The sequence below is a fragment of the Kangiella sp. TOML190 genome, assembly GCF_023706045.1.
Classification (GTDB): Bacteria; Pseudomonadota; Gammaproteobacteria; order Enterobacterales; family Kangiellaceae; genus Kangiella.
Genome location: NZ_BQYL01000001.1, coordinates 2,328,565 through 2,343,655 on the forward strand (window position 1 = coordinate 2,328,565; position 15,091 = coordinate 2,343,655).

The 15,091-nt window shown below is 43.4% G+C and carries 15 protein-coding genes; 8 read left to right on the top strand and 7 right to left on the bottom strand.

Annotation, left to right across the window (positions count from 1 at the left end; all coding sequences use genetic code 11):
- Window positions 1–26: 26 nt before the first annotated feature.
- On the bottom strand, window positions 27–599 hold the full coding sequence (locus NFS34_RS11030) for a CDP-alcohol phosphatidyltransferase family protein (protein ID WP_251360098.1): 573 nt from the start codon (window positions 597–599) through the stop codon (window positions 27–29).
- A gap of 36 nt (window positions 600–635) precedes the next feature.
- Complete coding sequence (locus NFS34_RS11035) at window positions 636–1,736, bottom strand: DUF2066 domain-containing protein (protein ID WP_251360099.1); 1,101 nt, start codon at window positions 1,734–1,736, stop codon at window positions 636–638.
- A gap of 270 nt (window positions 1,737–2,006) precedes the next feature.
- Here NFS34_RS11035 and NFS34_RS11040 point away from each other — a divergent pair, with 270 nt between their 5' ends.
- The 5 genes from NFS34_RS11040 (at window position 2,007) to NFS34_RS11060 (ending at window position 5,813) form a co-directional block, all read left to right on the top strand.
- On the top strand, window positions 2,007–2,681 hold the full coding sequence (locus NFS34_RS11040) for an OmpA family protein (protein ID WP_251360101.1): 675 nt from the start codon (window positions 2,007–2,009) through the stop codon (window positions 2,679–2,681).
- 198 nt (window positions 2,682–2,879) lie between these two features.
- Window positions 2,880–3,917, top strand: coding sequence for a phosphoribosylformylglycinamidine cyclo-ligase (gene purM, locus NFS34_RS11045; protein ID WP_251360103.1), 1,038 nt, complete (start codon window positions 2,880–2,882; stop codon window positions 3,915–3,917).
- Between the two features lie 53 nt (window positions 3,918–3,970).
- A complete protein-coding gene (gene purN / locus NFS34_RS11050; protein ID WP_376707984.1) occupies window positions 3,971–4,627 on the top strand; it encodes a phosphoribosylglycinamide formyltransferase in 657 nt (218 codons plus the stop codon).
- Window positions 4,611–5,357 (top strand): DUF3108 domain-containing protein, encoded by a 747-nt coding sequence (locus tag NFS34_RS11055; RefSeq protein ID WP_251360106.1) that lies wholly within the window; start codon window positions 4,611–4,613, stop codon window positions 5,355–5,357. Before purN ends, NFS34_RS11055 begins: the two co-directional genes overlap by 17 nt.
- Before the next feature lie 21 nt (window positions 5,358–5,378).
- Window positions 5,379–5,813 (top strand): hypothetical protein, encoded by a 435-nt coding sequence (locus NFS34_RS11060; RefSeq protein WP_251360108.1) that lies wholly within the window; start codon window positions 5,379–5,381, stop codon window positions 5,811–5,813.
- Here the strand turns inward: NFS34_RS11060 and NFS34_RS11065 are convergent.
- The 3 genes from NFS34_RS11065 to apbC all read right to left on the bottom strand — a co-directional run bounded on the left by NFS34_RS11065 (window position 5,810) and on the right by apbC (window position 8,032).
- Window positions 5,810–6,208 carry a hypothetical protein gene (locus tag NFS34_RS11065; protein ID WP_251360110.1) on the bottom strand — a complete coding sequence of 133 codons (399 nt, stop codon included), beginning with the start codon at window positions 6,206–6,208 and terminating at the stop codon, window positions 5,810–5,812. The two genes, NFS34_RS11060 and NFS34_RS11065, sit on opposite strands and share 4 nt — an antisense overlap.
- 22 nt (window positions 6,209–6,230) lie before the next feature.
- The gene (gene dcd, locus NFS34_RS11070) at window positions 6,231–6,797 is read right to left on the bottom strand and encodes a dCTP deaminase (protein ID WP_251360111.1); all 567 of its coding nucleotides are present in this window, start codon (window positions 6,795–6,797) and stop codon (window positions 6,231–6,233) included.
- A 140-nt stretch (window positions 6,798–6,937) separates the two neighbouring features.
- Complete coding sequence (gene apbC, locus NFS34_RS11075) at window positions 6,938–8,032, bottom strand: iron-sulfur cluster carrier protein ApbC (protein ID WP_251360112.1); 1,095 nt, start codon at window positions 8,030–8,032, stop codon at window positions 6,938–6,940.
- Between the two features lie 187 nt (window positions 8,033–8,219).
- On the opposite strand from apbC, the gene metG reads away from it, so the two are divergent.
- The gene (metG, locus tag NFS34_RS11080) at window positions 8,220–10,256 is read left to right on the top strand and encodes a methionine--tRNA ligase (RefSeq protein ID WP_376707985.1); all 2,037 of its coding nucleotides are present in this window, start codon (window positions 8,220–8,222) and stop codon (window positions 10,254–10,256) included.
- An 18-nt stretch (window positions 10,257–10,274) separates the two neighbouring features.
- The gene (locus NFS34_RS11085) at window positions 10,275–10,799 is read left to right on the top strand and encodes a hypothetical protein (protein WP_251360115.1); all 525 of its coding nucleotides are present in this window, start codon (window positions 10,275–10,277) and stop codon (window positions 10,797–10,799) included.
- Between the two features lie 71 nt (window positions 10,800–10,870).
- On the opposite strand, the gene ggt is transcribed toward NFS34_RS11085, so the two are convergent.
- Window positions 10,871–12,589, bottom strand: coding sequence for a gamma-glutamyltransferase (gene ggt / locus NFS34_RS11090; RefSeq protein WP_251360116.1), 1,719 nt, complete (start codon window positions 12,587–12,589; stop codon window positions 10,871–10,873).
- The gene (locus NFS34_RS11095) at window positions 12,586–14,295 is read right to left on the bottom strand and encodes a bifunctional sulfate adenylyltransferase/adenylylsulfate kinase (RefSeq protein ID WP_251360118.1); all 1,710 of its coding nucleotides are present in this window, start codon (window positions 14,293–14,295) and stop codon (window positions 12,586–12,588) included. The genes ggt and NFS34_RS11095 overlap by 4 nt, the downstream gene beginning before the upstream one ends.
- 210 nt (window positions 14,296–14,505) lie before the next feature.
- Between NFS34_RS11095 and rsxA the strand changes: the two genes are divergently transcribed.
- Window positions 14,506–15,087, top strand: a complete 582-nt coding sequence (gene rsxA / locus NFS34_RS11100) for an electron transport complex subunit RsxA (RefSeq protein ID WP_251360120.1) — start codon at window positions 14,506–14,508, stop codon at window positions 15,085–15,087.
- The last annotated feature ends 4 nt before the right edge of the window (window positions 15,088–15,091 follow it).

Genomic DNA, 15,091 nt, shown 5'->3' on the forward strand with positions numbered 1-15,091 from the left:
AGACTTTAACTATTTACCCACTAGCGTTAAGGGCTTGCGGTTTTATTGGCATCCAGTTTGTGTTGCCGATAGGCAACACAACCCAAATATATGTAGTGAAGTCCACTGATGATACAGGTGCTGATCAAAAGCCACTCTAAACCCACTAAGATCATCGCAGAAATTGGGTACCAAGAAAGACTAATTAGTACCAATAATACTAACAAAATTAGTAACGCGGTGTTCCACTTCGAGATTAGCGATGGCTGCATTTCATAACGACCAACTTTAAAGTGATACCAAGTAGCACCAGCCACAATCACAATATCTCGGATCGTCGCTACCCAAAAAAGATTCCACGAAATTTGTCCTTTCATCGCTAGCAATAGCAAGGCGGCAAACAATAGTAGTTTATCGGCGAGCGGATCGGTAATCGAGCCAAAACGACTTTGCCATTTAAAACGCTTTGCTAACAAGCCGTCTAATCCATCGGAAACGCCTGCAATCAGAAAAATAATCAACGCCGGTTGATACTGCCCTGCTTGCAAATACCAAATAAAAGGAACAATCAAAAATACCCTTAAAATGGTTATTGCATTAGGAAGAAGGCTTAAACTCATCTATCGACACCCATCCATACTATCATCACCAGTGCTTTAATTACGCCAGCTGTAGATAAGCGCCGAAGGCGCGTTAGAGCTAAAATCACTCAGATCGCCACTGGAACGACGCAAATTACCACTAACCTCAAGCGCATCGACTAGGTATTGGGTAGCCGATTGTAATTCCAGCTGAAACAACACATCACCACGTTTAACTTCTATCGCATTAACGCTTGAAACCATACTAAGATTACTCAAAATACTTTGCGCCTTAGCGTAGGCTTGCATGCTATCGATCCCTTGCAGCAATAGATAGTTAGTTTGAGTTTGATTAGACAGAACCACCGCCAACTTAGTGGCTAACCGATCGGCAACGCGATTAACCATCTTAGCCACCGCTTGTTGGCTAGAAGCACCGCTAGTGGTAAAGCGCATGGTATCGCTACCCAAGTCAGCCACCCAACTGCCTTGCCAGCCACTGGCTGCTTGGCTCACGCTACCCATCACCACATAATCGGCGCCATAGCGTTTCGATGCCTTGTTAACCGGCTCTTGAAACTTACCCCAAACATCCGCAGCTGAAATAGCGGATTTATCTTCTAAATCCATCAGCGGCAAAATGATCGGCAGGCCACGACTGTTAGCTTCTTTACGCGCGGCAATAGCAGCACCGTCTTGCCCATCAGCGGCTATTTTACGCGCTCCATTATTATCAACCGCAATCCAATAAGTACCAGCAGGTCGATTATTGTTCCAAACTGGTTGTCCAGAGTTTTTCAATAACCGAGTTACCGCACTAGGATCAAAACTGACTTTCAGTAATAAAGGCTTACGATAAATCTTTTGTTCTTCAAAATTGAGTTTTTGATAAGAATAAAGACGCATATAAGAAGCGGCATCGCGCAAGGAAGCTTTAATTGCCGAAGCGTTTAGAACCTTCTCATGACCGCTGGCGCGCACTAACACTTGAGCAAAAGCATTGGATAAAGCGCGGTTGCGAGCCGATTCGGACTGATCGCTAACGGGCCAACTGGAGGTATAGAGATCGGGCATCACCTCGGCTTTCGCAACTGGCAGCAACAAACAGCTCACGAGCATGAGTAAGCTCAGCTTTGAAAGTAACCACGCCAGTGTCTTAGTGGAAGCTGTGTTCATAATTTTGACCTATTTGGGTTGCCCTATTGTTATAATATTCAATGCGTTAGTGATGAATGATTAATTAAAGCTTGGGATGCACAAAGCTTTGCCTCATTTTATCAGCTTTTACGCAAGACGCTAGGCTTGAACTTTGATTCTTCAGTCTTCAGCGCAAAAACCTTAGCTTTCTGACTGGCAAAATAATAGTGAACCAGTTCAGATACTATTCAGATTCCTTAACTTATAATTGCTTCCAATAAAATTAAACCGAAAAGAAGAGACATTATCATGCTAAATTTCAAATCAACAAAACCGCTTGTATTAACCGCAGGACTGACCATCGTAGCAGCTTTCGCATCCGGCTGTACTACCCTAGATCCCTACACTGGCGAAGAAAAAACCAGCAAAGCTGTCAAGTATGGCGGTATTGGCGCTGTGGTTTGTGGCATTATTGGTTCTACTCGCAACAGCCGTAGCGCTCGTAATGCAGCCTTAGGTTGTGGTGCTATTGGCGCTGGTATTGGTGCTTATATGGATCACCAAGAAAAAGAATTACGCGAAGAGCTTGCCGGTACTGGCGTTGGCGTACAACGCGATGGTGACCGAATTAACCTGATTATGCCAGGCGATATTACCTTCGAAACAAACCGTTATGACATTCAAGGCAACTTTTATCCCGTCTTAAACTCGGTAGCAAAAGTGCTTTATAAGTATAAAGACACTGACTTAGAAGTCGCTGGCTTTACTGACTCAACTGGCTCTGACGCTTATAATCAGCAATTATCTGAAAAACGTGCTGACAGTGTTGCGGGTTATTTACGCGGGCAACAGGTAGCGCCACAACGTCTTAGAAGTGTTGGTCTTGGCGAAGCTTATCCTATCGCTTCAAACGACACTGAGTCGGGTCGAGCGCGTAATCGCCGTGTGGAATTAAAAATTATTCCTATTCAACCAGCAGGCTAATAAAGCTTCTAGCGATTAGCAAAACATCAAGAGCGCTTTTAGCGCTCTTTTTTATGGGCCGTTTCAGCTCTATTTGCCGTTAATTGGGACAATTTACCAAGCTATTTACTGGCTATTATCGACCTACCGCTCAACTTCTAGTAAAATTGGCGCGCAAAATTGCTTTTATCCATTTTATTGAAACTATTAGGAATTTCGATGAGCGACAAACAATCCTTGAGTTATAAAGACGCTGGCGTGGACATTGATGCTGGTAATGCCCTAGTTGACCGCATCAAAAACATCACCAAGAAGACTTACCGCCCAGAAGTCATGGGCAACATTGGTGGTTTTGGCGCACTATTTGATCTTCCTACTGGCTACGAAGAACCGGCTTTAGTTGCCGGAACTGATGGTGTCGGCACCAAGCTACGACTGGCGCTGAACATGAACAAGCATGACACCGTCGGTATTGATTTAGTTGCCATGTGCGTTAATGACTTGATCGTTCAAGGTGCTGAGCCTTTATTCTTCTTGGATTACTATGCAACTGGCAAGCTTGACGTTGACGTAGCTGCGGATGTGGTTACGGGTATTGGCGAAGGTTGTTTGCAATCAGGCTGTGCCTTGATTGGCGGTGAAACTGCAGAAATGCCAGGGATGTACGAAGGTGACGATTACGATTTAGCTGGCTTTTGCGTCGGCATTGTCGATAAGAAAAAAATTATTGATGGTAAAGGTGTGAAATCGGGTGACGTATTATTAGGGCTAGCTTCAAGCGGTCCTCATTCTAACGGTTACTCGTTGATCCGGAAAATCTTGGAAGTATCTGGCGAAGACGTTAACCGCGAGTTTGAAAATGGCAAAACCCTTGGCGAAACCTTGTTAGAGCCGACGCGAATTTACGTTAAGCCACTACTGCGCCTATTTAAAGAAGTTGAGGTTAAAGCCATTTCGCATATCACCGGCGGCGGTTTGCAGGAAAACTTACCACGAGTGATGCCCGCTACCAGCAAAGCCATCGTCGATACCAACGCTTGGCAAATGCCGAAAGTGTTCCAATGGTTACAAGAGCAAGGCAATGTGGATCGACTGGAAATGTATCGCACCTTCAACTGCGGTATTGGCATGATTTTGGTGGTTGCTGAAGAAAATGCCCAAGCAGCGCAAGATCTATTGGAAGCCCTTGGCGAAACCGTCTATCGCGTCGGCACCATTGCTAACCGCGAAGGCGATGAAGAGCAAGTGGTGCTTTAAGCACTGACCCTTTGCTAGTCATAAGTAACTCGCCAGAGCTTAACCTTTACAAAATGACCATACATTCGCAAAAGTCCATTGTCGTGTTAATTTCCGGCAATGGCTCCAACCTTCAAGCCCTTATCGACGCACAATCACAAGGGCTTTTTCATGGCGAGACTTTTTCTGGAAAGATCAAGGCAGTAATCTCGAATAAGCCCGATGCTTACGGTCTGGTACGGGCAGAAAAAGCTGGAATTGACGCGCTTTGTGTCGATCACCATCAATTTAATCAAAAATCGAGCTTTGAAGCTCAACTGATTGAAACTATTGATCAATATCAACCCGATCTACTGATCTTAGCCGGCTTTATGCGCATTTTAAGTTCAGACTTGGTTCAGCATTACTTGGGCAAAATAATCAACATACACCCTTCTCTCTTGCCAAAATACAAGGGGTTACACACCCACCGGCAAGTGCTTGAGAATGGCGATAAAGAACACGGCACCAGCGTCCACTTTGTTACCGCAGAGTTAGACGGCGGGCCCATCATCGCGCAAAGGCGGATATATGTTGAAGCTCACGACACTGAACAAAGTTTGGTGGAAAAAATCCAACAGCAAGAACATCAGCTCTACCCACAAGTGGTCTCTTGGTTCTGTGCAGACAAGCTCGAATTTAGACAAAAAGACGGGACAGCAAGAGCAATACTCGATGGCAAAATTTTATAAACGCTTAGTCTGGGTACAGCTTGGGCTACTTATTTTACTCTTTGGGATCCCCAAATTGATTGCCGAAGATCGTTATGTGCGGGATGCCTTACAGCCCTACAGTATCGAATACGACGTGATTGCCGATGGCGATAAGCTGGGTACTGCCAGCCGCCAACTTGAGCAGTTAAGTAACGGTCAATGGCAAATTGCCATGCAATCCCAAATCCGTTATTACCTGCTCAAAGATGAACGCCAAGAAACCAGTCGCTTCGAAGTAATTGATGATCAGATTTTTCCCGTTCAATACCGACGTATCGCTGACAGCTCCTTTAAAGACTCTAGCCTTATTCAACAATTTGACTGGGCCAACCAGCACGAAACGGGCTCCTACAAAAAGGACAAATGGGATATTGAACTGCCCGATGGCGCGCTCGATCAACTGACTCAGCTTTTAATGATCAGACGACAATTGCTCAGCCAAAGTCCGCTTGAGCCTATCACCATTAGTTATCGCGGTTCTATTCGCACTCAAAACTTTAAAGTAGTCGGCGAAGAAACTCTGGATCTTGCCATGGGCAAAATAAAAACCGCCAAAATCCAACTGGATGAAAAAGGTGGCAAACGCCAAACCAACTTTTGGTTAGCGCTGGAAAAAAATTTCCTACCAGTGCAAATTCAGCGCATCAAAAAAGGCGAAGAAGAAGCAAGGTTAGTGGCCACTAAATGGTCAGAAAGCGCCAACATTTAACAATTAAAACAAGGAGTTAGCATGATATTATTAAACAAACTTGGCAGTATCAGTTGCATTATTATTGCTACTCTATCAATAAGCCCCCTTTATGCCGAAAACCAGCCTACAAAAGCTCCTAAAGGCTTAACCGTTGAACGCGCCATCGCTAACCCGCAAGATTTTAACTTTGCCAATAATGATAATATTCGCCCCGAACCGAGCGACTTTACGATTGTTAATTATGTGCTGCTCAGTAATGAAGAAGGCGAGCGTTGGGTAACTTTAACTTTGAAAAACACTTCTTCAGGTCATCGAATTTTTGATAATGATCAAGTGATGGCACTTTTTGCAAACGGCAAACGCTACTCACCATACAGCAAAAGTCTGCGCTTCGAAGGTAAAGAGGTGCAAACCTTTGCCCTCAATTTTGGTAAAAGTAAATTCCCAATTTTAGAGGTTTATACCCGCGATTAATCGCCTAACGTAAAACCATCAGGACGATCATTAACAAAGTGCACAATAACACTGGCGTCTTCCCATTCGGTTAATCCAAAATCGAAATCGAAGCTACCCGTTTCGTTTTGCATAAAAACCTCATCCAACACTAACTCACCCAAACCTTTGCAAAAATCTTGAACTTCACCTTGTCTATTACAAAAGCTCAGTGCTGCTTGTTTGAATTCCGATAAAGAATTTATTACCTTCTTGGCATCTTGAAGGGAGTCTAGATTTGGTTGGCGACGACCGCCATTTAAAGCAAAGCCAATAATTTCGCCATCCTCATCGGTTATATCAAAACGCCAATAATCTAACAGGTAATCTATTTTTCCAAGATCAGCATCTTTAAAGTGTATATTCGACTTCAACATTATAGCGCACTCTTACTTCAGGCTAGGTCTTAGGTAGCGTTACGCCCGTCTGACCTTGGTATTTACCACCACGATCACCGTAAGAGGTTTCGCAGATCTCGTCCGATTCGAAGAATAGCATTTGTGCTACGCCTTCGTTGGCGTAGATCTTCGCGGGCAATGGTGTGGTATTAGAAAACTCCAGCGTAACGTGCCCTTCCCATTCCGGCTCTAGTGGCGTGACATTGACGATAATTCCACAACGCGCATAAGTAGATTTGCCAAGACACACGGTTAACACTGAACGCGGAATACGGAAATATTCAACCGTCCGAGCTAAAGCAAAAGAGTTTGGCGGGATAATACAAACGTCAGACTCGACGTCTACAAAACTTTGCTCATCAAACTGCTTCGGATCGACCACGCTGGAATGAACATTGGTAAAAATCTTAAACTCATTCGAGCAGCGGACGTCATAGCCATAACTCGAGGTGCCGTAAGAAACGATACGTTGATCGTTTTGATGACGCACTTGACCCGGTTCAAACGGCTCGATCATGCCTTCGTTTTCCGCCATTCTACGGATCCATTTATCGGACTTTATACTCATAGTTTTTTATCTCTTATAATATGCCGTCATTACCAGAAGTGATAACGACAAAGTAATCTCATTAAAAGATTGCCACGCCATTTTTATCAAAATGGCTCGCAATGACAAGTTTATTTATTAGCTCATTCTCAAAAATTACTTTAAGAATTTTCTATCGTAATGGTTGGAAAATCCGCTCTAAACTCTTTTGCTTGCAATGAAAGTTTTGCTGCAAGTTTCAGCGCTATCTCTTTGTATTTATTTGATATTTCACTTTCTGAATCTTTTACCAAGCTCGGCTGACCATTATCCGTATCTTCTCGAATGGACAAAGCTAGCGGCAAGCTACCTAACAGCCCTACGCCAATTTCTTGGGCTAATTTATCACCACCACCCGCACCAAAAATATGCTCTTGATGACCGCAATTGCTACAAGTATGGATCGCCATATTTTCAACCACGCCCAACACAGGCACCGAAACTTTATTAAACATGCTAACGGCTTTTCTGGCATCGGCTAGCGCAATGTCCTGTGGCGTGGTTACCACTAAGGCGGCTGTCACTGGAATTTTTTGCGCCATAGTCAATTGGATATCGCCAGTGCCTGGCGGCAGATCAATAACCAAATAATCCAAGTCATCCCATTGAGTATCATTAACCAGCTGCTGCAAGGCGCCAGATGCCATCGGACCACGCCAGACCATGGCTTGCTCAGGCTTAACCAAATAGCCAATCGACATGGACTGTAGGCCGTGCGCTGCAACCGGATAAATGGTCTTTTTATCACTCGACTCTGGGTGCTTATCGGTAGCGCCCAGCATAATTGGCATACTAGGGCCGTAAATATCTGCGTCCAAAATACCAACCTTGGCCCCTAAATTTTGCAAGGCCAAGGCTAAATTGACGCTGGTGGTGGATTTACCCACGCCGCCTTTACCAGAGGCGATAGCAATAATGTTGCGAACTTTGGGCATGGCCTGGACTTTTGCCGGATGAGCATGTGCATCCACTTTCCAGTCGACCGCTAGTTGGTAGCTATATTGACTATCCCATGACAACAAATACTGCTCTAACCTTTCTACAAATTGTGCTTTAACTGAATCAATAGGAAAACCCAGCTTAAGTTTGATGCTAGCGATATCGTTATTAGCACCACCAATCGCAATAGCTTTAATCGCCGCCTCGTTAATGGGCGCAAAGTCCCATTGAGGCTCGAGGTAATTCAGCAGTGCTTGTTTTAAAGTTTCGACAGACAAGGGTTAACCCTGCTTTATCAAATAGTGGTTAGTGGCACAAAGTCTAAGTCTTTTGCCTTTCAAAACCAAGTCGAATCAGGGCTTTTCGGTAATTATTTAATGAAAAAATCGCTGAAAACCAGTATATTTGCGCCTATTCAATGATAAAACTTTATGGCGCTTACAAACGCCCGTCGAAATTTATAATATGACCGATTCTGCAAAGCGAAAAATACTGGTGACCAGCGCCCTGCCCTATGCCAATGGCGATATTCACATTGGCCATTTATTGGAGTATATACAAACCGATATTTGGGTGCGCTTCCAAAAATCTCGCGGCCACGACTGCTATTACGTCTGTGCTGATGATACCCATGGCACTCCTGTGATGCTTAGAGCGCAAAAAGAAGGCAAAACTCCAGAAAATTTTATCGCTGAACAAAAAGCCAATCATGAGCGCGATTTTGCTGGAGCCTTGATTGGTTTCGATAATTTTCACTCAACCCATAGTGCTGAGTCAAAAGAGCTAACCCAAGGTATTTATCTCAAGCTAAAAGAAAACGGGCATATTAGCTCAAAAACCATCAATCAGTTATTTGATCCCGAAAAGAATATGTTTTTACCGGATCGCTTTGTCATAGGTACTTGCCCTAAATGCGGCTCAGAAGATCAATACGGCGATAATTGCGATAACTGTGGCGCCACTTACAACCCGACCGATCTAAAAAATCCTAGATCGGCAGTTTCTGGCGCAACCCCAGTGCTAAAAGAATCGCAACACTTTTTCTTCGATTTAAAAGGCTTTGAAGGCTTTTTACGAGATTGGCTATCAAGCGATAATCATGTCCAGCCGGAAGTGCAAAACAAAATGAATGAGTGGCTGGACGATTTGCGCCAATGGGATATTTCGCGCGATGCACCTTATTTTGGTTGGGAAATCCCGAACGAGGAAGGTAAATATTTCTACGTTTGGTTGGATGCCCCTATCGGCTATATGGCCAGCTTTAAAAACCTATGCGATAGAACCGACGGCTTGAACTTCGAGGATTATTGGAATAAGGATTCTAATGCTGAGGTGTATCACTTTATCGGTAAAGATATTATTTATTTCCACACCCTCTTTTGGCCATCGGTGCTCAAGGGTGCTGGCTATCGCACGCCAAGCGCAGTTTGGGCGCACGGCTTTGTGACGGTTAATGGTCAGAAAATGTCGAAATCCAAAGGTACTTTTATTAAAGCCAAAACCTATTTGGAGCATCTTAATCCTGAATATTTACGCTATTACTATGCAGCAAAATTATCGAGCAAAATTGATGATTTCGATTTAAACCTTGAAGACTTTGCGCAGCGAGTCAATTCAGATTTGGTTGGCAAACTGGTTAATATCGCAAGTCGTTGTGCTGGATTCATTACCAAGCAATTCGATGGCAAACTAAGCACCATTATAGCCGAGCCGACGTTACTTAATGAGTTCATGGAAGCCTCTGACTCTATAGCAGAGTTATACGAAGCTCGTGAGTTTGGCAAAGCCATTAAACAGATCATGGCGCTAGCTGATAAGGCCAATGCCTACATTGCTGAAAAAGAACCTTGGAAGCTGGTTAAAGACGATCAAACCAAGCAGGAAGCCCATGAGGTTTGCAGCTTGGGGATCAATATGTTCAAAGTATTAGTGACTTATCTAACGCCAGTATTACCTGCCTTGGCAGAAAAAACGCAACAATTTCTTAACCTGTCCAGCATGGATTGGTCAAATGCGCAGAATGTCTTAACCAATTATAAAATCAATAAATTCAAGCCAATGCTACAGCGAATTGAGATGAAAACTATCGAGAAAGTCATCGAAGCGTCAAAAGAAGATTTAGCGGCTGAAGCTGATAAAGAATCGACAAAAGCATTATCCGATCCGATAAAAGACGAAATCCAGTTTGGTGATTTTGATAAAATTGATTTGCGTATCGCTAAAATTGCTAAAGCTGAGCATGTAGAAGGTGCCGATAAACTATTGAAACTTCAGCTCGACTTAGGCGAAGGAGTTTTAAAGCAAGTGTTTGCCGGTATTAAATCTGCTTATAACCCAGAAGATTTAGAGGGAAAACTGACTGTGATGGTGGCTAATTTAGCGCCACGCAAAATGAAATTTGGCCTATCAGAAGGTATGGTCTTGGCTGCTGGGCCTGGCGGAAGTGACTTATGGATCTTGAATCCTGATGAGGGTGCTCAAGCAGGTATGCGGGTAAAATAACGAGAGAAACCAAAAACTATGACAGCTGTGACAACAATACAAACTCCTGCCGAAGAAAGCTTAGAAGTTATCGAACAGGTTCCTGAAATTATCCATACGTTTAAAAACTATGGTTTGACCTGGCTGGTATATGCCGCTCTTACTTTTTTAATGGTCGGGATTCTTTGGTATGCCATTCGAAATTGGCACTTCTTGATTAAATGGTTATTTGCTTCGGTTATTTTTGCTGGCGCTTTAACCCCTACCCACCCTAGCGAATATGCCACTACCTATTCGCCTTTGATCCTAAGTTCCATGGTGGAATTGTTCGATGGCAATCAAGCCACTTTTATGGCCGATATTAAGACCATTGCGCTTTATTGGGCTATACTCTTCGCGGCTGGTATTGTTATTTGGTTTGGTATCAGACGCTTTAAAGCGCAAAGCGAAAATGGCCGTAAAGAAAAACAACCAATGGATACCGAAGCCGTTATGGCAACGCCAGTAGATAGCCATTCAAGAATCGATCCGAAAGTCAATGAAGCGACTGCGGATAAAGACTAGCCAAACGACTAAACTAAAAACTAGCAGCACTAGCTTGATAACCTAGTGCTAACTCCCCTTTCATAAGAAACTTAATAACCAGCGGCTTCAGCATTTGGACGACGCGGATCTGCCGAGCCGTAAATGTAATCACCCACTTGTATCGATTGGGTCGAGCCCATAGTGCTTGAAGGATACAGCTTGTGGCCTTTTTGCTTTAGAAGCTCCAAGCTATCGGCATTAATTGCAGGTTCAACAAACAATCTATCCGGCAGCCATTGATGATGAATACGCGCGGTATGAGTCGCCTCAGCAACATTCATACCGTGATCAACCAAATTAACAACCATTTGCAACACCGTAGTAATAATGCGACTACCACCAGGGCTGCCAGTAACCAGCTTTAACTGACCATCTTTAAATAACATAGTTGGCGTCATGGAGCTTAATGGACGTTTTTTTGCTTCAATGGCATTCGCTTCACCGCCAATCAAACCATAACCATTGGGCGTGCCAGGTTTGGCAGAAAAATCATCCATCTCATTGTTCAATAAAATTCCGGTGCCTTCGACAACAATTCCGGAGCCGTAGGAAAAGTTAAGGGTATAGGTATTGGCAACGGCATTACCCCATTGATCCACTACCGAAAAATGGGTGGTGTCAGGGCTTTCATAGCGTGGCGCGATCCCAGGTGCGATTTCTTCGGATGCCGTGGTTTTTTCAAGGTTTACTTTTTTCGCTAAATGCTTGGCGTAGTCTTTGCTTATCAACCAATCCATTGGTACATCATAAAAATCCGTATCGCCAAGATGTTTGCTGCGATCGGCATAAGCTAACTTCATCGCTTCTACCAGCAGATGAATGCTTTTAGCGGTATTGACACCAAACTCTTGAACCGGAAACTGCTCTAAAATATTGAGCATCTGAATTAAATGAATCCCGCCCGAACTTGAAGGCGGCATAGTGACCACTTCAAAGTCACGGTAAGTTCCAGTCACAGGCTGACGCTCAATCGGTTGGTAATTGGCTAAATCTTGCAGACTAATAATTCCGCCATTGGCTTTCATGTCGGCGACAATTTTTTTAGCAATAGCGCCTTGATAAAAAGCTTTTTTACCCTCTTTTTGTAACTGCTTTAAAGACCAAGCTAAATCCACTTGTTTTAAAGTTTCACCTGCTTGATAGCTGCTACCATCTTTTTTATAAAATGCTTTTCGAGTAGCGGCCAATTGTAGACGCGTACGACGACGCTCTAAGTTATTAGCCAAATCCCAAGTCACAATAAAGCCTTGCTCAGCTAAATCAATCGCTGGCTGAATCAATTCCGACCACTTCATAGTACCGTATTTTTTTAAAGCTAGATCCAAGCCAGCAACGGTTCCAGGAACCCCTGCAGACAAATGACTAAAACGGGCTTTTTTATTATCCACATTGCCATCGGCATCTAAAAATAAATCGCGGTGAGCTTTTAAAGGTGCCATTTCGCGGTAATCGATCGCTACTACCTTATCTTCCGCTTTAAGATACACCAGCATAAAACCGCCGCCGCCAAGATTTCCGGCACGCGGCAACACCACCGCCAAAGCCAAACCTGTCGCTACAGCTGCATCTACGGCGTTACCACCCTTAGCTAAAATATCGCGACCAACACGACTGGCAATGTAGTGCTGCGACACCACCATACCTTTTTCAGCCACCACCGGATGATGCATGCTCTTGTAATCAATGATACTGGGAGCTGGTTTTTCTTTGGCGATGACACCAAAGCTAAAAACTGATAAGGCTATTAACCCTGACAAGATAGCTTTCACTTGATATATCCTAATTGTTCCAATTTTAAAATAATTTGCTGAGCGGCCAGATCGGCAGAGACTTCCTGAGTATCGATATTAAGATCTGGTGATACTGGTAACTCGTAGGGGTCATCAATTCCAGTAAATTCTTTGATTAAACCCTTACGAGCTTTTGCATACAAGCCTTTACGATCACGTGCTTCGCAAACCTCTAACGAAGTCGAAACGTAAACTTCGATAAAACCACCGAGTGGTGAAATCATCTGTTTAACTTTACGCCGAGTAATTTTATAAGGCGCTATCGGTGCACAAATTGCAATACCACCATTCTTGGTAATTTCAGAAGCGACGAAACCAATTCGCTCAATATTTAAATTTCTATGCTCTTTTGAGAAGCCCAATTCGCTAGATAAATTCTTACGAACTATATCCCCATCGAGTAAGGTTACTGGTCGCTCACCTAATTCAAGCAGTTTAATCATAAGGGCATTGGCAATGGTCGACTTACCAGAGCCAGAGAGTCCTGTAAAAAACACGGTAAAGCCTTGCTTATCTTTAGACGGTCTATTTTTACGAAGCTCTTCAATCACTTCGGGAAAAGAAAACCAATCAGGAATGGCCAACCCTTCTTTAAGTCGCCGTCTTAATTCGGTTCCAGAAATATCCAGAACCGTCATATTCGAACTGATTTCATCAATAGGCATAAACTGTGCTTTTTCTTGCACATAGGCCATTTCCTTAAATGGTACCATTTGAATTCCCAGAGTGCTTTGGTACTGCAGCATAAGATCTTGGGCTTCATAAGCTCCATAAAAAGGTTTGCCATTACTATCATTTCCAGGCCCAGCATGATCGCGACCTATAATAATATGGCTACAGCCATAATTTTTTCGAATAATCGCGTGTAAAAGAGCTTCTTTTGGTCCCGCCATGCGCATCGCTAAGGGTAACAAGCTTAAGCATGTCGTTTGCTCAGGGAAGTATGGTAAAACTTTTTCGTAACACCGGACGCGTGAAAAATGATCGATATCGCCCGACTTAGTCATACCCACTACAGGCTGAATTAGTAGATTAGCTTGGTTATCTTTGGCTGCTCGAAAAGTCAGCTCTTGATGGGCTTTATGAATAGGATTACGAGTTTGAAAAGCCACGACTTTATTCCAACCCAACCTATGAAATTTTTGTCTTAGTTCGAATGGCGTATCGCGTAGCGCTTGGTAATCGTAATGATTAGGAAGCTCGATCCCAACTAGCTTCCCTCCTAAATAGACTTTTCCAGCTTGGTTAAATAAGTAATCCACCCCTGGATGAGTGTCGTCTGTGGTAACGTAGACTTGCCTAGCTTCTAATGCCTTATCCGCCAGCCATTTATCTTCAACCGTTAATATTGCGACTAATAAACCTTCTCTGTCGCGAAGCGCTACTTCATCCTCTAGTTGTATCTGATCAGCCAGCTTTTGAGGAATGTCTAAGGTTATAGGGATAGGCCATAACAAACCATCGGTTAAAGTTCCATGCTCTAGAACGCTTTGGTATTGCTTATGATTCATAAAGCCTTGCAGTGGAGAAAAAGCACCATTAAGCAACAACTCTAAATCACACTCTTGGCGCAAGTTTAAATCTATCGATAATAAATCATTCGCTTTTTCGCGCAAAAAGTCTGTCTGCTGAGAATCAACTAAGTTGACTAATTCACCACCATAGGGTGGGTTAAGTGTGGTCATTGATAATCTAACAACGCTATAAATACCTATTAAGTGAATTGAATAGTAACAAGAATCAGTTGATATCCCAACTCATTTAATCTTTGCCTAAGATTTTTGATTTTTCGGCAAGGTGTTGTTTCACCAAGCCCAATCAAGCATAATATGCGCAAGCAGCAAGATTAACTCTCTTTAAACGAAAATCCTTTTAAAACAAGGCTTTGGAGCTCCATGGGCGATTACCTTTTACTCTTTATTGGCACAGTTTTGGTCAATAATTTCGTATTAGTGAAATTTTTAGGCCTTTGCCCTTTTATGGGCGTTTCTGGCAAATTAGAAACCGCCATTGGTATGTCGGTAGCGACCACCTTTGTCCTAACCTTGGCTTCTGCTTTAAGTTATATCGTCAACACTTATATTCTAGCGCCATTGGGGATGGAGTATTTGCAAACCCTATCCTTTATTTTGGTGATAGCGGTTATGGTGCAATTAACCGAAATGGTGATCCATAAAACTAGCCCTATGCTATATCGACTTTTAGGCATTTTCCTTCCGCTTATCACGACTAACTGTGCCGTTCTCGGAGTTGCTTTATTGAATGTCAACGAACAACACAGTTTTCTGGAGTCTTTGATTTACGGCTTTGGCGCTGCGGTTGGCTTTTCCTTAGTGTTAGTATTATTCGCTGCCATGCGTGAACGACTTGCCGCTGCGGATGTGCCGCTACCTTTTAAAGGTGCCTCAATTGCCATGATCACTGCTGGCTTGATGTCGCTGGCCTTTATGGGCTTTTCTGGCTTGGTTAAGTTATAGGCCT